This is a genomic window from Glaciecola petra, assembly GCF_031846345.1.
In the GTDB taxonomy this organism is placed as follows: Bacteria; Pseudomonadota; Gammaproteobacteria; order Enterobacterales; family Alteromonadaceae; genus Glaciecola; species Glaciecola petra.
In genome coordinates, this window is the sequence record NZ_JAVRHX010000002.1 from 332852 (window position 1) to 356497 (window position 23646).

Consider the following 23646-nt stretch of genomic DNA (forward strand, 5'->3'; position numbering starts at 1 on the left):
TTCACTTTTTACCCGCTATAGCGCTGAATAAACTGTTGAACGTATTGAGAATGCATAGGGATGTTTGATAACTGTTTTTGTACGTTTGTCTCTTGTTGGCGCATAAACATATTCAAGTCGCGGTCGCTCATCATATCTACAATTGGGTGATATTGTTTGGGTGTTAAGCCTTGTCCCATCATTACCTGTACCCAAGAATTCTCGGCAAACAAGTCGTCTTGTTCTTCGATGATTGTGCCATTTCTTTCAAATAGGTCTAACATTTGTTGTAAACGGTCGGACACTTTCATTTCTCGTAAATAACACCAAAATTCGTGGTCATCACGTTGCTGCAAATGATAATGAAGCACTATAAAATCGCGTATAGTCTCTGTTTCAGCGGTCATTTGTTGATTAAAACGATTAACAAGATTTTTATCAATACCTTCGGTAGGGAATAAACTGATTAACCAAATAATGGATTGTTGTATCAAATGAATGCTCGTGGACTCTAAGGGTTCGATAAAGCCACTGGATAAGCCAACAGACACACAGTTTTTATGCCAAAACTCTTTTCTTTGCCCGGTGGTAAATTTAATTAAACGTGGGTCGGTAATGGGTTGACCATCTATCCCTTTTAATAGGTCATCAAGGGCGCTTTGTTCACTTTTAAAATTAGTAGAGAAAACTACGCCGTTGCCTACTCTATGTTGTAGTGGAATTTGCCAGCGCCACCCTGCATCTAGCGCAATCGAACGAGTAAAAGGCACCGCAGGACGATGAGATTCGGTCTGAACCGCATATGCTGCGTTGGCTGGGAGCATATCGCTCCAATCGTCATAAGGGACTTTTAATGCCTCCCCTAAAAGTAAGGATTTGAAACCAGTACAATCAATAAATAAGTCACCCTGAATGACTTTCCCTGATTTAAGTGATATCGATTTGATATGGCCTGATGTTGCATCAAGATTGACCCTATCTATTTTTCCTTCGGCTCGCGTGACACCGTGTTTTTCTGCTATACCTCGTAAAAATTGCCCGTATTTAGCCGAATCCAAATGATAAGCATAATTTAAGTTTGGTTCTTGCAAATGAGCAAACTTTCCTTTTTCAGCAGCTAAAGTCTCTAGACTATAACGTGAAAAATCCCCTGCCATCTTTTGCGCTTTAGCACGTGTCCAAAAATGATGGAATCCTGCTGCCCAACATGACAGTCCTGTTTTGCCAAAGGAGTGAAAATATTTATGATTTAACTGTGTCCAGTTTTCAAACATGATACCTAGTTTGTAGGTAGCATTAGTGGCCTTTAAAAAATCAGCCTCGTGGATTTTTAATAATTTATGAATGGTCAGTAACGAAGGCACAGTTGCTTCACCCACGCCAACAGTAGGTATGTCGTCAGATTCGATCAAGGTGATATCTAAACGTTTACCAATAGTAGCGGCAATAGTAGCTGCTGCCATCCAACCTGCAGTTCCACCGCCGGCAATAACAACTTTGTTAACTATATTCTCTTGGGTCATAGTATTTTTATTCACCATCGGCTATTTTAAATTATTGAGAAGTTTCGCTCGTAATTTTCGAGCGGTGGTTTCATCCATTTTGCTTTGTAATGCTTTTGTTTTTTGTGGCAAATGGTCATACATTTCATCGGATGACTCAAATACGTAGTGATTAAAAATGTTTTGCCATGCCTTGCGTTGCTGTTTAGGCAGTTGCCGAATACTTAATATCGCATGTAATAAGGCGTTATTTGGCACGCCTAAATAGGCTGGCGTATTGCGCCACCAATAGTTAACTAAGCCATTTAATGTACTTAAACTCTCTACTGCGTGCCACCACATACTTGGAATAAAAATAGCGTCTCCTGGCTGTAAAAGCGCTGTTTTAGACGCGTGTAAAGCCTCTGCAAATTTTGGATACTTTTCAAAATCAGTTTGCTTTAAGTCAACCATACTGATGGCTTGGCCTGCTGGTGTGAAATCTAGTGGGCCAACATATAAATTTTCAAGTTGTTCAGGCGGAAACAAAGTGAAATGTCTTTCACCAATCACACAACAGGCTAAATTGTCAGGAAAATCAAAATGCGGTGCAACTATGGAGCGATTGCCTAGCCAGATACTTTTACGCACAGAATCGTTGATTATTTCTATATGATTTGCATTCAACAAACCCGGTAGATGCTTATTTATTTCTAAGGAACCAATATAGAACATTGGTGGCTCGGGTTGATCGTTAAATTCAACTAACTTATTTAGTGCATCATCTAAATATACTTCCGATTGTACAAAATTAAAACCGTCCACATTTTCATTATAAAAAATACGGCCATTGGCCTCGGACTTTGCTAAAAACGCGCTGACGGGTGCACCGTTGTAATTCTCAACAAGATAGTTGACTACGCTCTGATTTGATTCTATTGAACGTTTTACTAGGGGCCAGTGTGATACTAGACCTCTAAGAACTAGAGGCTGTTCGAGCGCATAAAAATTGTCGGGAAGCACTCCCGATGAACAGTCTATCTCTTTAATCAGTTCTCCATAATCAGTCACGGTTTAACCGCCTTTTAGCCCAAGTGTGTATTTCGAATATCTACCAAATTCCCGAGGTTAGACATGGAAGCAATGATGTTCGTAATCGGCAACAACAACTTTTGATCGTTTAAGTCTTTTAAGGCTTCGGCAGATAAGCTTTCAAACTTGTCTTCTGCGACTGTGCTAAAACCGACTAATTCATAGTTGCTACCATCTTTTAAGGTGATAGCGATGGTACTTTCTTCTAACAATTCATATTTTACAAGTGCCTCAATCAATAGAGCATTTTGTTGATGCCCAGTATCAATTGACTCTAACATTTTTACGACTTGGTCGAGATAGGGCGTATAACCACCATGGTCATTGAATACGCGCTCCCCAATTTCTTTGTTCACACGAGGATGCAAAGGGTTAAAGGTAATGACTTGTTGTTTTTCAGATTGTCCTTTGACTTGCTGAAAACCAATAGAAAAGGGCTGTCGTTGGACCATAATAGGTATATAGCGAGCATTCCATCCATTATCTAAAAAAAGGTTCTCGCCTTCTTCAAAACCAAATAGTGCAATTGGAAAAATGGTATTGTTGTCTTTGTCTTGGTAAATCAGTATGGGGTAATGTGACAAGACAAGCCTAAACTCGAATGGATAGGTCATACAAAACATGACATCGTCACCATACTCTGGCGTTCGGTCGAGTTTAATTCGTAGGTCAGCATGTTCTACATTATTCAGCATTTCAAAATTTGACATTATTTAAATCCATTCATCCAACTGCGCTTTATATCAGCTAACAACTTTCGGTTAGTTGGGAGATGTTGATATAATTTTTGCAATTCAGTTTGTTTATTATTTAATAGCTTCTTGATGTATTCGCGTTCACGGCCAGCAAAGCGCCGTTCGGACAATCCATTTTTTGACTCAAAACCCATCCCATATAGGATATACTGATAACTAGCTGGTGGAAACATTGATTCTGCAACTTCAACATCGGCATGCCATGGCGCCCTATTTTTCCAAAGAGCGAGTGAGCGTTGTAAAGATTCCGGTATAGTGCTTGGATCACGATGATCTAGCCAATAATCACTGTCGGTTCTTTTCGATAGCACATAATGCAACTTGATAAAATCAATGATGTTTTTCCAATGTAAATTCATCCGCTTGTTGTACTTTTCCGACAAAACATTGAGGTCATTTTTATTAGCAGGCAAGTGCTCTCGCAAAAATTTTGCAGAGAACTCAATTAATACCATCGCGGTTGCTTCAAGCGGGTCAATAAACCCGCTAGACAATCCAACGGCAAGGCAGTTTCCTTTCCAGAACGTTTCTAAATGGCCCGGTTCGATAGTAATTTTATTGGGTGTTAGGTCGGCGACATTGATATGAGGCATATGTTGATTAATATATGCCTCGGCTGTATCAAAAGCCTGTTGTTCATCTGTGTAAGCGCTTGAGTATACAATCCCAATGCCTTTGCGGCTGGGTAGCGAAATGTCCCAAATCCAGCCGTTTTTGTGCGCAGTCGCATGTGTTGCAGAATTGATCGCTTCCTCACCACTTTGATAAGGAACCTGAAATGCCATTGCGCGGTCGTTAAATAAAACGTGTTTTTGACTCTTAAACGATACACCCAAATGTTGGCTTATCAACAAACGTTTAAAACCGGTACAATCAATAAAAAGGTCGCCAGTGATAATCGAACCATCCGATAAGGTAACAGATTCGATGGATTCACTGTTAACCGTTTTAACCTCATTGACGTCTGCAAGTACGTGTTTTACACCCAAATTGTTAATCGCATGATTTTTTAAAAGGCGAGCAAATTTTCCGGCATCTAAGTGGTATCCATAATTAACGACATTAGCGTATTCAGGGGTATTGGCTTGCTTTGGTGCTAAAAAATGCTGGCAAACACCAGTTTGCGCAGTTGAATATTCGTCAAAAGGCATTGTTCTATTAGATTCTAACCAATGGTCGACAATATTGACATCGTTGTAAGCTAAAGGTAATGAAAATGGATGATAATAGCTTTCATCTTTACCTTGACTCCAATTAATAAAGCGTGAGCCTTGCTTGAAACTAGCATCGCACTCAGCAATAAACTGGGCTTCAGAAATTCCGATACGTCTGAGTGTGGCAGCCATGGTAGGCCAAGTACCTTCACCCACACCGATTGTTTTAATATTGGGTGATTCAATGAGCGTAATGGTAAACTTGCTAGAAGTGTCAAAATGGGCAGCCAACACTGATGCCGTTAGCCAGCCAGATGTGCCTCCTCCAATAATAATAATGTTACTAATGTCAGAACTAATGTCAGAATTCATATGCCCAAAAAATTAAAAAAAAACTCACCTAAGACTACGTCGACGGTGAGTTTTTGGGTTAGTACTTTTGCTAATTAAAAGCTGTAACGGAATCCAAAGTTGTAACGTGGACCTGTTTGTGTCACGCCAGCAACTTGCAAGTCGTCACGAGCAAAGCCACGTGTTGTCTCATCCGTTAAGTTAATCGCTTCGAAGAATACGACTAATCCATTGGCAAAGTCATAACTTGCGTTCATGTCCCACTGCTCATAAGCAGCGACATAACCAGGTTGTCTGCCACCAGCAAATGATAACCATTCATCACGCCAGTTGTAAGCCAAACGAACTTGAATACCATCTTTGTCATAGTACAAAATTGCGTTTCGAGTATCACTTAAACCAGGCAAAGCAAACTGTGCTTCGTTAAGGAAGCGATTGAACTCTCTGTCAGTATTAGCAAACGTAGCATTAAGAATAAAACCGAAACCTGTTTCTTCGAAATCGTGTTGAAGTGCTACTTCCCAACCGTCTATTGTCAATTCTTCATCACTGTTAATCAGTGTATCTAAATCAAAAGTGGCTGGTTGGTCACGACCGACAATACCAGTTATGATACCACCACCGTTTGGATCGGCTTCTACACCCGCTTCACCACCACGATTAGCAAATATCCAATCACGGATTTCTTGGTTAGAAGGTGTTCCACCAAGCGCTGCTATTGCATCGGTGAACAACGGACCAAAACCAGGGAATGCTAAGTCAGGGAAAATCGCAACGTCTTCTCGTATTGTCGAAGCAATAAAGTTAGATACTGTTTTGTTAAAGTAACCAATCGAGAAATAACTTGCATCACCATAGTACCACTCGTATGACACATCATGGTTTTCAGATTCGTAAGGTAATAGACCAGGGTTACCGATACTACCTGTCGCTCTGTACAAACCAGATGAATTATACTGAATAAAGTTAGCGATATTTAAACTACCAATAAGTGAACCATAAGGTGCTCTTGCGATCGTGGTACTGTATGAATACCGAAGTTTCATATCTTCGTGAATTTCAGTATCAAAATCTAAGCTAGGTAGCCAATTGTCATAGGTAGCTTCTAGACCTGATGGTACCTCAGTATCGTCGTCACGAGCAATAAATTCGGTCGCTGCAACCCATTCAACACGTGTATAGTTACGTGATGCTGAACTCGACAATACGTCTGTTTCTTCATATCTCAAACCGAGTTGAAGGCTATAAGGATAATCGCCTATATCACCCTGTATTCTATATTGAACAAAGGCAGATACGGTTTCTTCTTCAAAGTTATTACCGAAACCTTGGTCAAAGTCTGGACAGAAGCCATTACCACAACTACCTAATGGATTACCGCTATCAGGTGCCAAGTATAAGGGATTACTTGGGTCAAGCGACTCTAGGAAGGCGGCGCGAGCAGCTACTTCGGTATAATCAAATGTGAAGAAATTATTATTAATCTGATCGCCAGCATCAAAGGAATCAAATACCCCAGATAAACTTGCAGGTGTCATCAAATCAGTCATAGAACCTAGTGCACTTGCCTGAGGCTCACCCCAAGTATTACGCTGAACTGAGCTACTTGATTCAAAGTTTGCTACTTTAGAAATGGCCGCGCCAAAGTCAATCGTTTGGTCGCTATCTAAGTGCCATTTACCAGAAAATTGCGTCTGTTCAATGTCCATACGTGCCCATGAGTTTGAGAACACACTACCTGTCAATCGCATATCATCTGGTGAAAGCGGATCGTTAGCAGTTGTTGTTGTCACAGGGATATCACCACGATAATCAATAGTGGTAGAAGCACGACTTGCGCCTCTTAAACCTGCAACCGTTAGGAACGAATTAGAACCACGTATTAAATCATCAGGTGAACGTTCAGAACTCGAATCATGATGGTCTAACGTTAATTTCAAATCGTCATTAACCCACCATTCAAGATTCAAACCTAAAGACTTCATCTCATTTTTAGAGGCGCCACCACCTGCAGCATGAGGAAAATCTGGTTCACGTTGGAACTCAGTATAAACAAGCGGTGATACGATAGGACCACTTGACCAAAGTACTTCATCTGGAACTTGAGCTACCCAGTAAGAAACGTCGTTATAGCTGTTCGATACTTCTTGCTTGGCATATGTATAATCTAATGTGACGGTAAAGTCATCGGTAGCTGCATATTGCAGAGTTAATTGCGCATTAGTACGGGTACGCTCTATTTCGCTCAATTGATAAACGATATTTCTTGGAATACCAACAATGTCGCCTTCAGTTGGTTGAGTACCATCAAGACTCACGCCATCACGAATTGTGGCACCGTCAACTTCTGAGAAGAAGTTAGTCGTTGCAGATTGTGCGCCGTTGTTTCTTTCTTGTATGCTACCTAGGAATGCCACACCCAATCTATCATCTAGGAAGGTATTACTGTAGATACCGGATACTTCTGGCGTAAATGCATCGCCTTTAATTGTTGACGTATCGTTAACAGCTTTTAATCCAAAGCTTGAATTAAGACCAGGGTTTTTAAGTGGTTTAACTGACAAAATGTTGATTGTCGCACCAATACCACCAGTGGGGACGAATGCCTTACCTGTTTTATAGATTTCAACGCCTGCTACACCTTCTGAAGCTAAGTCACCAAAATCAAATGAGCGACCTAAACCGGAGTTAGTTGGCAATTGACGGCCATTTAAAGTTACCAAGTTGAAGTCTGCACCAAAACCACGGACAGTAACACGCGAGCCTTCACCATTTACACGGTCAATTGAAACACCTGTTATACGCTGAAGTGACTCCGCCAAGTTTGTATCGGGGAACTTACCAATGTCCTCTGAGCTAATTCCATCAACAACACCCACTGCTTCGCGCTTTGTGTCCATTGCACGTAATAAACTGCCGCGAATACCAGTGACAGAAATGACTTCCATGCCTTGGGATTGTTCTTCGGCATTATCAGTCGCCTCTTCAGCGTCTTGAGCATATATTGGCGACATTAAGCCTATTCCGAGGGCGAGAGAAACTCCCTTTACAATAGGGCATTTTCGACGGTTTAGTTTTTGCATTTTGTGTGTGTCCCCAGCTTGGTTTGTTATCTGTTTGTTATCAAAATATTTCTTATTTTAACTTTCTCACAGGATAGAGACAAACAGAACCATGTTGCGATGAACTGGGTTTGCCTTGCGATAAATTGGAAGATCAGAGGACAATGTTATCTTACAGTGTAGATAAAAAGTCTCCAGAATTGAGCTAAGATTTATCTTTTGTTGCTAGCGATTGCCAACGTTGTGCTTCAGAATTATTACCAGCGATTGTCATTATTTGAGCCATACGACGGTAAAGAAGCGGAAACTCATCGACGCGATCCTGTTTTATGAGCATATTGGCGTATCGTTCAACTGCGTTTATATACCCGTACATATCTTTATTTTGTTTGTTTTCTTTGGCATATTTCACGAGCGTGCCATAGGCTCTCATGGTGGCAGATATTTGCTCAGAGTAGTCATCGATTATTTGCTCAAGGTATACTTTGCCGTCTTCATAGTCGTCTGTTCGCATATAATTTAAGCCGATCCAACCAATTGCTTGACTTGCTTTGTTACGGTCGTTTCTAACGTAGTATAGCGATTGTTTAAGCGGTGTTATTGCTTCTCTAAACTTCCCGTTCGCAGATAGAAATTCGGCAAGCTTGATATAGCTCTCATGATTGTGAGGGTGAAGTTTAATCAATTCGCTTAAATGAAAATAGAAGGCTTCTTTGTTGCGCAAAAAGCGATTCAATTCAGCTAACTCATAATGTATTTTCCAGTCTACTGAATTTTGTTCGATAAGCTTCTGACGCTTTTCAAGCATATCCTTGGGAGTACCTACTTCTACAGAAATTTGTTCTCGTCTACTTTCGGTGTGCGACTTCAACTCGGCAAAATTACTTTGATTAGTAAAAGGAGATTTTTGCACCATTTTCAACAAACGATCCATAACTTGATTGGTCTCATGATTTGGGAATCCAATCAATTCGGCGGCTTGTTCTTTTGGCATTGACGAATAGTTAGTTGAAGGCGCGAAATCAGCGAGTATTGCTTGCGTAAATGCATCTGCCAAATAGTAATTACCCTCGTAATCAAAATGCACATGCTCATGCAAGAGGTTCCAACCAGGTACATAAGGTTGACTTGCTTGGTTAAATATTGCCACGCTATCGACGAAGCTGAGTGCTTCTTTATCTTCATCACTTGCCATTTGCGAAACAATTTCATTGATCACATGGTTGCTTCTAAATCGCTTGGTATCATAGTGTAATGCCGCCTCAAAATGCTTTTTGGCTAGCGCATAGTCGCGCATATTCTCGAGCACAGTTGCTAAGCGAAAATGGCTTTCAGCATATTCGTTGTCTACTTTGAGTAACGCTTGATAATGGTCTTTGGCTTCAGGCCAATTTTTTCGGGTATAAGCGTTGTCAGCTTGCTTATTCAAAGCATTCCAAGACGACAATTCATCTTCGGTGATATCGCTTCTGTGAATTGAGCCGAAAGGAGCAGAATCTCTTAAATTCACGGGCACGGATGAGAGGATGACATGCATATTCTTGTCTTGCAGAATGTCTATTATTTCCCGAAGATTGTTTTCATAGTGACTGTAAACATCTTCTAATCGCTCGTCATTGTGTGGGACTGAAAATTCAGTAAACATTTCCATACCTTCCCACTCCATATCGGTTTTTCCACTCGCGGGTTGTACCTCTTGTACTAGCATAGCGATTGCTTGCCAAGTACGTGTTCTTTTTAATGCTTGCAAGGCTCTAATCATGCTTAGATTAGGCAAAAAGTTTTGACTAAAAGTACTTGGGCCATATGGGCCGACGACTTCGTTATTTCCCATCAGGATGATGGCATAGTCAGCAGAGTTGGCCGGAATAGTTCGGGCTACTTCATACACCACATGTGAGTTCACCGAAGTCATCGCAGTATTAATCACTTCAATCTTTTTGTCTGGGAGTGCCCTACGCAAGTGGGCCGACAGGTGACGGTCAAGCCCATGATTAATATGCGGGAAACCTTGCGCAGCCGATCCACCTAATACGAGAACCCGCACTTCATCTTTGTCACGACTGACACTAATCGTATTATTAAGCGGCGCTATGCCAAGCGAAGATGGATAAAATTGATTAGCAAAGGCTTTATTGTCTTGATAATGAAGCTCACCATTAATATTTATTTCATGAAAATAATCGTAATTAGTACCTACACCAAATAGTCGTAAAATTCCCTCTAGGGCTAAAAAAAATAGCAAGGGAATGCAGACAACTGCAATAAATGTGAATGTGAACTTTTTTATAGGTGACATATTATTTTTTTCCGTGGACTCCCACTTTGGCCATCTTTACTTTGTTTAAAAACTTAACATCAAAATTTAGCTTCAATATACGGTAGTCTAATTCCAAGTGATCAGTCAATGCTTCAATTTGGAACTTTTGACCACAGTAAGCAAGTAAACAAAAATCCATTAGTCACCCTGACAAAACTCTAGGGATAGTTTACTCTAATGGACAAATATCTACGATAATAGTCAGTATCAAGTTAATGACGTTCAATGTAAATCCAGCTGCGCAGCCCTATCTCAACCATGTCGGACAAGAAAAAACGCCGGTGTTCATACTCGACAATTTTATGTTGAATGTAGAAAATAGCCTGCTTAATAATATCGAACAAATCGCTTTTGACTCAGCGCCTACCTATTATCCTGGCATTCGCGCGAAGTTACCTAATGAATACATGCTGGCCGTTGCTAAAGCCGTCGTTCCTTTGCTATACAAAATTTATTCAATACCACAAGGCCACAAAGTCGAATTTTTCGATAGTTATTATTCGTTAGTGACCCATGCTCCCGATGAATTATCACTTGAACAACAGATCCCTCATTTTGATGGCACCGATACCTATCGTTTTGCCCTGTTACATTATTTGAACCCCAGTCAGCACGGTGGTACATCATTTTACAAACACACACCAAGCGGTATGGAAAGAGTCTATGAAAGCAATGTAGATGAGTACTTAAATTCGGTGAGTAATTATTTTCAACAAAATGGCGAACCTAACGGGCAATATATAGACAGTTCAAATGAACAGTTCGAAAAGATAGGTGAAATACCTTATGTCCAAAACAGGATGGCAATTTACCCGGGTAATTTGCTGCATTCTGGCTCTATTCTTGGCCCACAAGATATAGATCCCAATCCCAAATCGGGTCGTTTAACAGCTAATATTTTTTTACACTTTAAGCCGAGTTAACATATACTTTAAATCACTCAATATTCGCGCAACAAACCAAGGAAAGCGGATGCCAAAAGAAACAGCCATTCAAAGACGTCGTCGTCAAGCGGCTACCACTGGCGTCACCAGTTTCCGTTCCGACTTTAACTATATGTGTCGTCGTCATTCTAACCGTATTGGTATTGTAACAGAGGGCGATTCTTGGTTTGATTATCCGCGGAGATGGTTGCTTTTTGGGCCCGACATCAACGTTGTTCACCATATCGAAGCTAAGATCATTGGTACTGATAAAGTCAATCTGTTACGGATGGCGAGTAATGGTGACCGTGCGGAACAAATGATGTCAGGGAGCCAAAAAAAGGTGTTCGAAACGATGTTGCGACGCAACAGCAAATACATCAATTTGATATTATTTTCTGGTGGCGGCAACGATATTGTTGGCAAAAGAAATCTGCCGCCTCTTTTAAACGAATATCAAACAGGATTTACTGCGCACCAGTGCATAAAACAGGACGCCTTTGAAAAAAAGTTGAATAAAATATTTGAGGCATACGCAACTTTAATGGCTTTGCGGAGTTTGTATGTGCCTCATGCCAAAGTAGTCACTCATTGTTATGATATAGCCGCTCCAAGTGAGGCAGGTGCTCGGTTTTTATGGGGGTTAATTGATACTAAATCATGGATATATCCGTTTTTAGTTGAAAAAAGCATCCCTGAAGACTTACACATACCCATCGTCAAAATCTTGTTGGGGCGATTTAGAGAGCGTTTAATTGCGTTTACTCAACTTCCAAAATATCTAGAACAAATTTATATGGTCGACACTCAAGGGTTATTAAGGCCTGGTAATAGAGATGATTGGCTCAATGAAATTCATCCTACTGAATCAGGGTTTAAAACAATAGCAACTCCTATCTACGACAAAATGAAAGATCTATACCCAGACTTGCCCTGAAATTTAAGATACGGATGCGCATAATATTTTGTATCGAATATTATGCGTACCGTATAATATTTGATACAAAATATTAATGTAGATAATCGATCGTGCCGAAATAGACTTACCATATATTTTTACTAAAACTAAAAGCAGAGTTGCCTTTTTGTCTAGCTTCGTCGAGTTTGTATTCGTAATCATTGCCGCATTTTTTTTGCTGTGGTTTTTGTTTGGTCGCTCAAAAAATAGTACAAACAAAACAAACGAAGTGAATAGTTTGATATCGCATCGTAAAAAACGCGTCAAAACGGGTACGTTGAGTATTGAAATGCCAGACGTGGCGACAGCGCACCAACATGAAAGTAAACTTAAACCTATACCCGTACCTGAACATGAGTTTGAATTACCCCCCGGGTTTAAAAATTATAAATTATCAAAGGGTTTAAAAGCGGTCAGTAAGCAGAAAATTATCGACAGTATTCAAACTATCCGAAAACCACACCCTATGCTCAATGCTTTAGCAAGCACCGATCCGGATCCAAAACAATTATACGACATTGTACGCACCGACCCAGAGTTGGTAGCAAAGGTTATTAATGTTGCCAATTCACCTTTATTTGGTTTGTCAAAACCAATTACCAACGTAAATCATGCAGTTGTTTATTTGGGTGTTGTTCAAGTAAAAAATATAGCTACTCATTTCGCTTTACAAGAAACCACCAATTTTAAAAATGAGCAACAACGGAAAGCCTATGAGCGTATTTGGTGCGCTAGTTTTATTGCAAGCAACATTGCACTATTAATTGGTAAAGAGCTCAATTTTGAAAATCCTGCTGAGTTATCCACGCGTTGCCAACTAAGTTATTTAGGTGATATTTCTATATTATTTTCGCGAGCAACAACAGCAAAATATTATTTAACCGAAAATTTATCTTTGTACGAGCGCGTTAAACACGCTAAAAAGTCAGTGGGTGCAGATGCGGCAACCATTGGTAAACTTCTTGCGTTGCAATGGAAGCTGCCAGAATCGATCAGTCAAGGTATCGCTAATAGCTTGCTACCATTGACCAATCAACTGGATGACACTGAATTGAAAGAAGAGCAAATAAAAGAAATTTTATTATGCTATTACTGCTGTCGAATGGCTGACTTGTTAGTATTCAATCAAAAAGAAAGTATATTTGAGCTTACCGATTATCACTATGAACATTGTGGCATTATTGAGTTCTATCATTTTGAGGCGCAATTGGAACAGTACGGCATGCAGAGACTAGCTAATTTAATTCATTCAGCGGGTTTTAAGAAACGCATTCAAAATATCGCCAAAGAAACTAGTTTCACTTAAGGTCATGTCATCTAAGGTCAAAGTCAAATTCGTCTGCAGATATCACCATACTCGAAACATCTTCCGAATCGTCTACTAATGGGAATACTGCTATTGCCAAATCATCTTCAATTAGCCCCTGCGTCCAACGCTTGCGCCATGTAGTTAAATCGATAGCTTTTGATTGACATATTTCCCAGTCACCGGTTGCCCATTCTTCAGCAAAAGCCTGGCTTGGCCATACTGGGACGCAATCTTCGTCTTCGGAATTCAGCATAACGCAGCCATGTTCGTCGTTAAGAATCCACACTTCTTTGTTCAGTTTTACTTGCTTCAATAGGTACTGGTAACGTTGCTCTTGAGGTAAGCGCTTTATTTGCTTTAGGTCAGACATATTATTTCCTATAATTAGAGAAAATGAATGTACCTGTCCAAGCCCAGAATACCAAGTAAAATTATCTATGGTTTAGCGATTTTTTACAAATCACTACCATCAAGCTTAAGGGCTTGGTGGATGTCAATTTTACCCTCAAGCATTTTGACTATTGCATCCTGAGAAAGTGTGCGCATGCCGTCTTCTAGGGCTTGCTCTTTGATGTCTTTGATGGATGTTTGCTTATATATCATGCTGCGGATCGATACCGACATGGGAAGCAACTCGTGTATGCCTATTCTGCCTTTATAGCCGTCTTCGTTGCATTCGCTGCAACCATTAGCGCGATATAATTGCAAAGGTTCTACAATTTTAAGTTCATTGTAATAGGCTTCGCCGTATTGCCGTTTAATATAATCAATTTCTTCTGGACGAGCTTCATAACTTTCTTTGCAATGGGTGCATAGTCTGCGCACTAAACGTTGGGCCAGTATGCCAGTACACGCATCAGAAAAGTTGATAGGGTCAATGCCTAAGTCTAGTAAGCGAGTAATGGTTTCGGGTGCTGAGTTGGTATGCAAAGTAGACAGTACTAAGTGACCCGTTAGCGAGGCTTCAACTGCGGCAAATGCTGTTTCTTTATCACGCATTTCGCCAATTAAAATAACGTCAGGGTCTGCCCGTAAAAATGCCCTAAGCGCATTTGCAAAGGTAAAGCCAATTTTAGAATTAACTTGCACTTGTTTTAAACGGTGTTGAGTGATTTCAACCGGATCTTCGGCAGTCCAAATCTTTTTGTCCGGTGTGTTTAGTTCACCTAAAATGGCATGCAGGGTGGTTGTTTTACCAGAGCCAGTAGCACCTACCACCAGTAATATTCCATGCGGCAAAGTAATTAGGCTCTTACACATTAACATATTGCGTTCTGAGAGATCGAGTTTGTCTATCGACATTGCGCTGCCTGCAGCTAAGATACGCATGACTACGCCTTCACCCGCAATAGTGGGTACTGTAGCTACCCTTACCTCAACCTTTTTACGGTCCATGTTAAAAGCTAATTTACCATCTTGTGGCAAACGCTTTTCTGCAATGTTCAATCCAGACATGATTTTTATTCGGGCAACAATAGCGGCATGGTTTTGGGCGGCGATTTCGTTTATGTCTTTCATCACCCCGTCAATACGCATTCTGACCATAGTCGGGTTGTCAACTTCTGGGTCAATATGAATATCGGAAGCGTTGCTGCGTTTAGCTTGCACCAAAATACTAGTTACCAACCTGACAATGGCAGGTTCGTCCTCATTGGCAGACAGAAAATCTTCTTCTTTTTGTTTGTGAAAAGAATCTTCTGCATGAATCTCATCGATAATATCGTCAAACTCAGAAACAGTTGATCCCTGAGTCCTCTCGCCAAGATATTGCATAATTTGAGACGGCATACTAAATGCTAACTGATATTCCGCAGCTCCAAGAGCGCTTTCCAGTTCCATCAGTAAGGTCGAGTTTTCAGGTTCAAACATCAATATATAGATATTTTTTTGAGCGTCACTCAATACCACAACATTGTTTCGTTTTAGATAAGATACATTTAAATTTGCATCGGTACGCATTACATTATATTTGTCGGGTAGATAAGCGATGTAAGGCACTTGATGATAAATTGCCAGTGCCTCCCCGATTTGTTTTTCGGGGATTTTGTATTCAGTAGTTAGATTATGGGCAATGTGCAGCACGTTGGCTTCTTTCGTAACGTGTTCAAATAGTTTTGCTTCTACTGCACCAGTGTGAATTAAATAGTCGAATGGGCGTGAAACACCCCCTAATTCATATTTGAATACTGATCCAAATAAATCAGCAACTTCCATAGCACCGGCTAGGTCATCTGAGTCAAACGCTCCTTCGTTTTTGTTAATTAATTGCATAACGCCAAGGAGCACGCCCTTGAACATTATTGGAACACAAACAATATTTGTTGTTCTAAAATGACTTATACGGTCATATTTCTTCTCGAATTTTAATTTAAAGTGAATATTTTGCAGAGCTGCATCGTTATACGGATCATTCACTACCAACGGTTGTTGTGTCATTGCTACATAGCCTGCAATAGACATAGTGCTCACAGGCACTTTTATTTCTAAAAATTCTTTACCTGTTTTATATCTAGCAACTAAATCACGATGATGGGAGCGTCGCTGAAAAATAGATATACGCTGAACCTCAAAAGCTGACAACAAATCTGCTTCCAGCTTGGCGTACGCTTCGCTTATCATCGGAAATTCAGATATGGTCGCTTTTAATCTAGCAATTAATTCTGCTCGTTGAGCATCTTTTAACATAGGGGTTTATCCACCATCGGTAAATACAAACTTTATGGTTAGCGTTTGGGTTGTTTGCAGGTCTCGGTACTATTTTCGGTACTAAAGGTATTAACTGTAAAACATGGCCTAAACTTTAGTTTTATTTGTATTCAATATCGGGTTGATCAACCAAGGTTAATTGATTTGGATTTTCTATTTTTTCCATTATTGCTGGGTTGCTAGTTTCGGTTTCATTATCAATTTCCGGCATATCAACTTCAGGGATATTATCAAATGTGAGTTGTCTCTCATCTTGCGGCGGTTTAGCAATATTCGGTAAGCTATCGGCTAAGGTATCGCTAGATGGCGCTGCATCAATGCTTGGTGCAGTATCAAATGCAGGAGGTGCATCGATAGCAGGCGTTGCATCAATGTTTGGCGTTGAATTAAAGCTTGGTGTTTCATCAAATGCAGGAGGTGTATCGATAGCAGGCGCCGCATCAAAGCTTGGTGTTGCATCAAATGCAGGAGTTGTATCGATAGCAGGCGCTGCATCAATGTCTGGCGTTGAATCAAAGCTTGGTGTTGCATCAAATGCAGGAGGTGTATCGATAGCAGGCGCCGCATCAAAGCTTGGTGTTGCATCAAATGCAGGAGGTGTATCGATAGCAGGCACTGCATCAATGCTTGGCGCTGCATCAAATAATTTATCTATCCCTGGCATGCTTTCTAATGGTGGTTGAATTGCAGATTCGGTATCACAAACGTTTTCTAATTCTTCTATAGATTCAGGTTGTTCGACACTGTCGGTGTCAATCAACGACTCTAATACTTCAGCAAACTCTGGTTCTGTTTGGGTTTCGTCATCGACGACTGATTTGAGTATTTCAACACATTCTGGTTCAGCAGGTGCCTCTGGTTCGGTCGAAAGGTGAGTCCCTACTAATATGTCTAAGTCAGTCGTTAGCTCTGGCGCAACAAAACTGTCACTAGTCATAATCGTTGGCTCTTCCTGAGCACCTTGTGCTTGATCTGGGCTAGGCTCTGTTTCAATCAGATCCTCTATAACAGCAATATGCTCGTGCTCATCTGTTAAGGGCTTTACGATAATATCTGATATTTCATTGGCTGGAGCTGCTAACATGTCACTCGTATTTTCAGAGCTTTGTATTTCTTCGTTTTGCTCAGCTGCGTTGTGCATATCTGCGTTTTGCACATCTGCGTTTTGCACATCTGCGTTTTGCATATCTGCGTTTTGTGATTCTACATTTTGCAATTCTGGCGAAATAGCTTGGGTGTTAAAACCTGATAGTTCTGGTGAGAGAGGGTTATCATTTACAATTGGCGCTTCCTCGATTTCAGGCACATTAAAGTTTGCTTCAGGTAACATCGTTTGAGTGTCAAGTTCCCCATCGCTGTCACCGGTTTTGAGCATATCGAAATCAAATATTTCAACTTCATTCCCGCCTTTATGCTTAGCATGACTAAGCGCTTTTAAGGCATGTTCAACAGTTGTATCAACATCTACAATATCACCGGTTTTAAATTCAGATAATCCAATGCTTACCGTAATAGATTCTTGATCTTCTACTGTTGAATGCAAATGTTGTATATCTGCTAGGTTTACAGCATGTGTAATTTTTGTAATTAGGCCCAATGCTTGTGATGAAGTCGTATTGGGTAATATTAGTGCAAACTGCTCATCGCTATATCGATAAATATATTCTCCGCCGCGCGACACAATGCGGTTAAGCTTTTTCGTTATGGATTTTAAGCACTTTTCTGAGCGCTCCTTACCATAATGCTCAATATATTTGTCAAAACAGTCTAATTCAATAAAGGCAAGTGATAGGTTGGTACCAGAACGTTTTGCACGTCTCACCTCATTATTAATAATGAGATCAAAAAATCGTTTATTAAAAACGTGTGTTAAAGGGTCTTTGAAAGAGGCATTTGACAATGCTTGTTTGTAGCTTTTGGTTTGCTCAATGGCTTCCTTATGTTCAATTTTAAGTGTGAGGGCAAGTTGCATTCTGGCATGCAGTGAACGACCCATCGCTGAAAGGATGATTAGGTATAGAGCGAAAACGACGGCAATTTCGATCGAACTAGTGGTCATTAAACTCAATAAAACACCAATTACAGCTATGCCAATAGGCGCAGCCAAGGCAAGCAGTGTTTTCATAGAAGCTCGGCTCAATACCGTAAATATTGACAGCTGACTAACACTTATCATGACAATTTTAGACCAAGCTACTTCACCCACGTTTAATAATGCATAAGCATATGCAATCGCAAACGAAGTGCCGATACAACCAGCAAGCAAGGTGTACCTTGATTCCCACTTGCTTGCAGTTTTACTAATATCTTGGTTGCGTTCAAAAAGTGATTGAAACAGTACCCCCGCAAGCAACAATACTAGCGCAACGGCTCCCCAATGTTTTAAATAAGCTTGTGGTAATAAAGACCACATTAAGTAAACAAAAGCTGCTGACGCCACTAGATGAGTCGCGTTAATGAGTGGATTATTACTCAATAAACCGGAAACACGTAGGCTTTCTTTTTGTTCGGTAAGTTCTGATTTCGTCATAATATTAAGCTGTGGTATGTCAAAGTTATAATTGGATTTAACTTTATATCGGCAACTACAGCACATCCTTCACGTGGTTAATTTGCACGCTAAAACTTATAGCAGATGAAGGTCGAAGAGGGTGTGACAATTGACACTTGTGTATATCAAATAATACAACTTAAATAAGCTTACTCTGTGCGTTCAAATAGGCAGGCAAAAATAAGTATTAATTTTATGTCTTTTAGCTTAAAAACCGACTTTAGGTATTTTTTTTTATACGTTGTCTTTGGCAGGGTACTACCATCTTTTATCGTGCCATATATTCTGATGCTATCGAAGAAGTAATGTAAGCAATAATTAGACTGAACCAATACATGAATTTGTTAAATAAATCACTCATAACATGCCTCAGTAATGTAAAGCTGTGCAATGCATGTCATCGTTGCTTTTTAGCAATAGCAGCATTGATGTTGCCAATGCCTAGCATGGCTTTGGAGAACGTGGTGAAGAATTTAAGTCTAGATTCTATGGTGTTGGCGACATATGTGGGATTGGGCGTGATTTGCTTTTTACTCATATGGCTATTTGTTCAAGCTTTAGTAAATAAACGCCAAAAAATGCGCGATAAAGGTCGAGTAACCAGCAATGAAGAATTGATACAAGCGCTTCCAGTAGGTTTGTTGCACTTAAATCTGGATGGCAAAGTGGTTTACTTAAATAATCTTGCTGCGCATTTGTTAGGTCGCGATAGAGAGCATCTTACTCATTCAGACTTTGCAGCTTGCTTTAAATCTGAAGACCAAGCAGCACTTCGCCTAGCATTGAACTTAGCTCAAGATGCACCAGACTTGGCAAACTTACAATTATTAGCAAGATCCAGTAATTTGTTTTTACACATAGGTGTAGGCGATATTCATGCTGATCGTAAAGATCCGTTCAGGGTCATTACGCTAACGAATCAAAATAAGTTACAAAAGAACTTCTTGCAAGTGTCAAAGGAGCTTCAATTTCAAAATCAGGTTATCGATGGGCTCGACTATGCAGTTTGCTTGCTCAACTTGAAAGAAGAATCTTTTATGCATGACCAAAATTTTGCAGCGTTGACAACCTTTAAAGAAGTGGGCGTGGAAAAAAATTCAGCTAAGTTTGCTCCCGGTCAAGTGAGTTTAATAGATTTTTACAAAAGCATTCATCCCAATGATTTGGGTAATTGGAAGAGTGCGCTAGAGATATGCAAACGCGAAGGTCGAGCAGAGCTTGAATGTCGTTATCAGTTACAAAATGCGCAAACGCAAGATGGCGAGGAAAGATCCTCTAGCATTTATTTGCCGCTAAAATGCATATTTGTAAGTGAGCATTTACAATCTTTAAAGGATAGTAAAAACAACCCTAGCGCAGCAAAAATCGCAATAGATGAAACTGAAATATTGAGTGTTCTGATATACGAAACATCTCAGGCAGAAAAACAGTTAGAGCAACTTAATTTGTCACAATTGCAACAACAAGCTTGGTTGGCTGCAAGTATAGATCCTGTTTATGCCTTAGATATAAAAGGTAATATATTGTGGTCGAATGGACCGTTTAATCAACTGATAAGACGAATCCTACCTAAAGCAAAAGGTCGCAACTTACTGGCTTTAGATTTATTCCCGGAAGATATAAAGGCTTTACACAAAAATGTGCCCAATATTTCAAATCGCACCTATAACATTGAATTTGAAATGCACACGCCTGACGATAAACTGTTGTGGATAAAGCTAAGTTTGAGTTTTTACCATGTAAGCAATCGACTTAATGAAAAAAATGAAGTTGGTATGGTTGGCGTGCTGCAAGATATTAGTGAATTAACTGCTACTAAACGGGCGTTAAAACAAGAGCAAGACCAACGAGCTAATGTGTTGAGTATGGCGCCAGTAGCAATCGCCACAATAGACGCAGATGACAAAATCATCTCTGCCAATCCGACCATGTTAGAGCGTTTAAATTTAACTGAAAAGGATTTGCAAAAACGCACTTTTTACCAGCTATTTAGTGACCCAGCAGAAGCTGGAAAAGCGGCTAAGCTCATCCATCAAAGTGGCAAATTAAGAGATTTTGATGCTCAGTTAAAAGGCAAAGACAACAAACTTAACCCTAGCGCTTTGCATGTTGATTTACTCGATAAAGATAAGCAAGAATACTTGTGCTGGATAAGTGATAAGTCCGACGAACAATTTCAACAAGACAAATTTGAAAGCTTGCTTAAACACAGCACGATGCCCATGGCTATTTTAGGAGAAAATGGTTTTACTCAGTTGAACAAGGAGGCATGTAAATTCTTTTGTGTTGAAGATGAATATGACTTGTTTGGAATATCGCCATTTTCGGAGCGCTTAAACCCAAATCTGGAATCATCTAAAACGCTAGAGCAATTATTAGATAATGTGAAAATAAGCAGTAAAGCTAAATCACTCGAATGGGAGCATAAAGTCGGGGATCAAATTTTACCTTGCCATGCCACTTACGTTCCTATGTATAAAGGGCAGCACTTTGATTCTATCTTATGTATTTGGATGGATAAAAGAGAGATGCTCAAAGCTGACGAAGCCCGTCAACTTGCCATTAATCTGCATCAAGCGGCAGAACGTGAAATAAAAGAAAAGCAAAAGTTATTAGCTAATAGCCAAGATCAGCTTGCAACAAAAATGAGAACTCTTGCTGACACCGAAACCCGCTTACAGTCAGTACAAGAGGATTTAATTGAGACACAGTCAGAGTACACACATTTAAAGCAAGAACATAAAAATGTGACGCATAATTTACACCAGTTAAAAGAGCAATATAGCAATAGCAGAACAATGCTAGCAAATGCGCAGAAAGTAAATGCCGACTTAAACACCCAACTCGAAAATTCAACCCAAGAAATGCAGGGGTTAAATGCTCAACGAGACAAAATTGCACATGCACTTGCACAGAGCGAATCTAACTATAAACAAGCACAAAAAGATCTGTTAGAGAGCAAGGAAAATGCTGAGCAGTTAAAGAATCAGCAAGCGGAACAAGAACAGAAAATGTCTGCGCTTTTTAATCAAATCGACGACATGAAAGAGGCAGTTGAAAACAAAGATAAGCAAATTAATCAGGTAAGTAATCAAATTAACAATTTGCAAAGTCAGTTAAGTAGTTCAGCGAGCACAACTGAGCAACTTCGAGAACAGTTGATTAATCAGCGCAAAGCTAGCGAAGCTGCTGAACAACAAAGACGAGAACTTGAGCATACCTGTCAGTTAGCGCAAACAGAATTAAAAACTAAAGCTCGTCACTTAAACCATTTACAAAGCGAAATGGAAAAATTAGAAGAAATGTCCCACCAAGAAAAAGGCGACATGGAAGCCCAACAATCTCAGCTGAAACAAGAACTTGAAAGTAAATTAAGCCAGTTACACGAAACCCAAAAAGCGCTTGAGGTAGCTCAACAATCGGCAGAAAAAGAAAAGCAAGAGAAAGACAGCCAACAAGCACTATTGCAACAAGTCCAAAACGAACTGGCTGATATGGAAGAGCGTGCCCGTGTTAAACAAGAACAAATGGAAGAAAAAGAGAAAGAACGTCGCTTGAGTCAGAAGAAACTACAACATAAATTATGGCAAGAGCTTAAAGATAAACAAGCTAAATTGCAGGAAACCGAACAGATTTTAAGCCAAGCGAAGCAACAAACTGAGTCTGAAAAAGCTGAAAAAGAAAAGCATCGCCAGTTAATGGTGAAGTTGAAAAACGAGTTACAAGACATTGAGACGCGTAACGAAGAACAAAAAGCAAAAATGGAAGAAAGTGATGAGCGTTGGAACCGCAGTAAAATAGAGCTTAAAGACGAAGTCGAGGCGAAACGTGAGCAACTTGAGCAGACTAGAAACGCGCTGTTTGAAATTCAGCGTCAAGCAGATAAAGAACGCTTGGCCAGAATAGAGCAAGAACAAAAATTAGCACAATTAACGGTTGAGTTATCAGACGTTGAAACTCGGGCTAACAAACAAAAAGAGATGTTGGCAGGCAGTGACGAGCAATGGCGTAAGCACCATGCTGAAATTGAGCAACAGAAACAGGAACTGCAAAAAGCATTATTGAATGCGGAGCAACAAAATCATAACCTGCAAAATCAGTTGGCTACCAAATTAACTGATTTGCAGGCAGCAGAATCAAAAGTTGATAAAACCCAAAGTGGTGAAAAAGAACTCACAAATGAACTTGAGAAAGCAAGAAACCATGCAGAAGAATTAAGCTCGAAAATTTCGCAACAAGAACAAAAAGAAAAACAACTACAAAATCAGCTTAATGAGCACCAACAAGTGCTTGAATCAAAAGAGTCTTCAATTTCGGCACTTGAAAGTAAGCAAAAAGCGTTAACAGAACAACTTGCATCTGTGCAGCGAGAATATGCGAACAGTAAAGAAAGCTTGAACGTTCAGCAAGATAGTCATTCAACATTAAGCTCGCAAATGAGTCAGCTTGAAAATGCACTACAAAGTAGCAAACAAGCACTAGTTGAAAAAGAAAAAGCATTGCAAGCGGCGCAAGCGCAATTGAAAAACAGTCAGAACAAGCTATCAGAGCAAGAAGATGCCCTACTAACCGCGCATAAACAAGAGCTTGAAAACGCTACTCAAGAAAAAGCTGAAGATTCAACTATACGGCCTGATATTGAAAAGTTACCCATGCCTAACAAACCTGCCGATTGGTTCGATTTGTTACCATACCTACAAAACCACCCTAATATGGAGTCCTTACCTAAGTCTCTTTCTGCTTTGATGACGGAACTTGAAGAGGGTATTAATACAACAGAAGATGCACTGCAGCACAATGACATCAAAGCAGTGTTAGATTGCTCCAAAAAGCTAATTAAAATATCAGAAGAAGTAAATTCAGAGGCGCTTGGTTATTTAATGAAAAACATTCAGAATGATTGCGCCAATGGCATGGTCGATAACGTATCTATTCGCTGGCCAGTCACCAAACAAGGCTTCCAGAAAACCCTAAGAGTTGTGTATTCACATTTGCACGCCTAAAC

The 23646-nt window shown here is 40.0% G+C and carries 13 protein-coding genes; 4 read left to right on the top strand and 9 right to left on the bottom strand.

All coding sequences use genetic code 11. The features are described 5' to 3' along the window. Nucleotides 1–8 precede the first annotated feature (8 nt). The 6 genes from RM552_RS09325 to RM552_RS09350 all read right to left on the bottom strand — a co-directional run bounded on the left by RM552_RS09325 (nucleotide 9) and on the right by RM552_RS09350 (nucleotide 10173). Nucleotides 9–1502, bottom strand: coding sequence for a tryptophan halogenase family protein (locus tag RM552_RS09325; protein WP_311368558.1), 1494 nt, complete (start codon nucleotides 1500–1502; stop codon nucleotides 9–11). 21 nt (nucleotides 1503–1523) lie between these two features. After that, on the bottom strand, nucleotides 1524–2531 hold the full coding sequence (locus RM552_RS09330; protein WP_311368559.1) for a cupin-like domain-containing protein: 1008 nt from the start codon (nucleotides 2529–2531) through the stop codon (nucleotides 1524–1526). Nucleotides 2532–2545: 14 nt separating this feature from the next. Then, nucleotides 2546–3262 carry a SapC family protein gene (locus RM552_RS09335; protein WP_311368560.1) on the bottom strand — a complete coding sequence of 239 codons (717 nt, stop codon included), beginning with the start codon at nucleotides 3260–3262 and terminating at the stop codon, nucleotides 2546–2548. Next, a complete protein-coding gene (locus RM552_RS09340) occupies nucleotides 3262–4833 on the bottom strand; it encodes a tryptophan halogenase family protein (protein ID WP_311368561.1) in 1572 nt (523 codons plus the stop codon). The genes RM552_RS09335 and RM552_RS09340 overlap by 1 nt, the downstream gene beginning before the upstream one ends. A 74-nt stretch (nucleotides 4834–4907) precedes the next feature. Next, entirely contained in the window at nucleotides 4908–7895 is a 2988-nt protein-coding gene (locus RM552_RS09345) for a TonB-dependent receptor (RefSeq protein WP_311368562.1), read from the bottom strand. A gap of 184 nt (nucleotides 7896–8079) precedes the next feature. Continuing rightward, nucleotides 8080–10173: a tetratricopeptide repeat protein gene (locus RM552_RS09350; RefSeq protein ID WP_311368563.1), complete on the bottom strand. Its 2094-nt coding sequence runs from the start codon at nucleotides 10171–10173 to the stop codon at nucleotides 8080–8082. Nucleotides 10174–10409: 236 nt separating this feature from the next. On the opposite strand from RM552_RS09350, the gene RM552_RS09355 reads away from it, so the two are divergent. From RM552_RS09355 to RM552_RS09365, 3 genes are all read left to right on the top strand, one after another. Further along, nucleotides 10410–11117 carry a DUF6445 family protein gene (locus RM552_RS09355; RefSeq protein ID WP_311368564.1) on the top strand — a complete coding sequence of 236 codons (708 nt, stop codon included), beginning with the start codon at nucleotides 10410–10412 and terminating at the stop codon, nucleotides 11115–11117. Between the two features lie 49 nt (nucleotides 11118–11166). Further along, nucleotides 11167–12054, top strand: a complete 888-nt coding sequence (locus RM552_RS09360; protein ID WP_311368565.1) for a hypothetical protein — start codon at nucleotides 11167–11169, stop codon at nucleotides 12052–12054. A gap of 148 nt (nucleotides 12055–12202) precedes the next feature. Continuing rightward, entirely contained in the window at nucleotides 12203–13381 is a 1179-nt protein-coding gene (locus tag RM552_RS09365) for an HDOD domain-containing protein (RefSeq protein WP_311368566.1), read from the top strand. Between the two features lie 7 nt (nucleotides 13382–13388). On the opposite strand, the gene RM552_RS09370 is transcribed toward RM552_RS09365, so the two are convergent. The 3 genes from RM552_RS09370 to RM552_RS09380 all read right to left on the bottom strand — a co-directional run bounded on the left by RM552_RS09370 (nucleotide 13389) and on the right by RM552_RS09380 (nucleotide 18620). After that, nucleotides 13389–13754, bottom strand: a complete 366-nt coding sequence (locus RM552_RS09370) for a DUF2750 domain-containing protein (RefSeq protein ID WP_311368567.1) — start codon at nucleotides 13752–13754, stop codon at nucleotides 13389–13391. Between the two features lie 83 nt (nucleotides 13755–13837). Next, nucleotides 13838–16069, bottom strand: a complete 2232-nt coding sequence (locus RM552_RS09375) for an ATPase, T2SS/T4P/T4SS family (RefSeq protein WP_311368568.1) — start codon at nucleotides 16067–16069, stop codon at nucleotides 13838–13840. A 121-nt stretch (nucleotides 16070–16190) separates the two neighbouring features. Further along, nucleotides 16191–18620 carry a GGDEF domain-containing protein gene (locus RM552_RS09380; protein ID WP_311368569.1) on the bottom strand — a complete coding sequence of 810 codons (2430 nt, stop codon included), beginning with the start codon at nucleotides 18618–18620 and terminating at the stop codon, nucleotides 16191–16193. Nucleotides 18621–19105: 485 nt separating this feature from the next. On the opposite strand from RM552_RS09380, the gene RM552_RS09385 reads away from it, so the two are divergent. Next, on the top strand, nucleotides 19106–23644 hold the full coding sequence (locus RM552_RS09385) for a PAS domain-containing protein (protein WP_311368570.1): 4539 nt from the start codon (nucleotides 19106–19108) through the stop codon (nucleotides 23642–23644). Nucleotides 23645–23646: the final 2 nt, after the last annotated feature.

What these genes read in the sequence shown, in the direction of transcription:
- RM552_RS09325 (WP_311368558.1), bottom strand. Translation starts at nt 1,502, where the DNA reads ATGACCCAAGAGAATATAGTTAACAAAGTTGTTATTGCCGGCGGTGGA.
- RM552_RS09335 (WP_311368560.1), bottom strand. Translation starts at nt 3,262, where the DNA reads ATGTCAAATTTTGAAATGCTGAATAATGTAGAACATGCTGACCTACGA.
- RM552_RS09340 (WP_311368561.1), bottom strand. Translation starts at nt 4,833, where the DNA reads ATGAATTCTGACATTAGTTCTGACATTAGTAACATTATTATTATTGGA.
- RM552_RS09345 (WP_311368562.1), bottom strand. Translation starts at nt 7,895, where the DNA reads ATGCAAAAACTAAACCGTCGAAAATGCCCTATTGTAAAGGGAGTTTCT.
- RM552_RS09350 (WP_311368563.1), bottom strand. Translation starts at nt 10,173, where the DNA reads ATGTCACCTATAAAAAAGTTCACATTCACATTTATTGCAGTTGTCTGC.
- RM552_RS09355 (WP_311368564.1), top strand. Translation starts at nt 10,410, where the DNA reads ATGACGTTCAATGTAAATCCAGCTGCGCAGCCCTATCTCAACCATGTC.
- RM552_RS09360 (WP_311368565.1), top strand. Translation starts at nt 11,167, where the DNA reads ATGCCAAAAGAAACAGCCATTCAAAGACGTCGTCGTCAAGCGGCTACC.
- RM552_RS09370 (WP_311368567.1), bottom strand. Translation starts at nt 13,754, where the DNA reads ATGTCTGACCTAAAGCAAATAAAGCGCTTACCTCAAGAGCAACGTTAC.
- RM552_RS09375 (WP_311368568.1), bottom strand. Translation starts at nt 16,069, where the DNA reads ATGTTAAAAGATGCTCAACGAGCAGAATTAATTGCTAGATTAAAAGCG.
- RM552_RS09380 (WP_311368569.1), bottom strand. Translation starts at nt 18,620, where the DNA reads ATGACGAAATCAGAACTTACCGAACAAAAAGAAAGCCTACGTGTTTCC.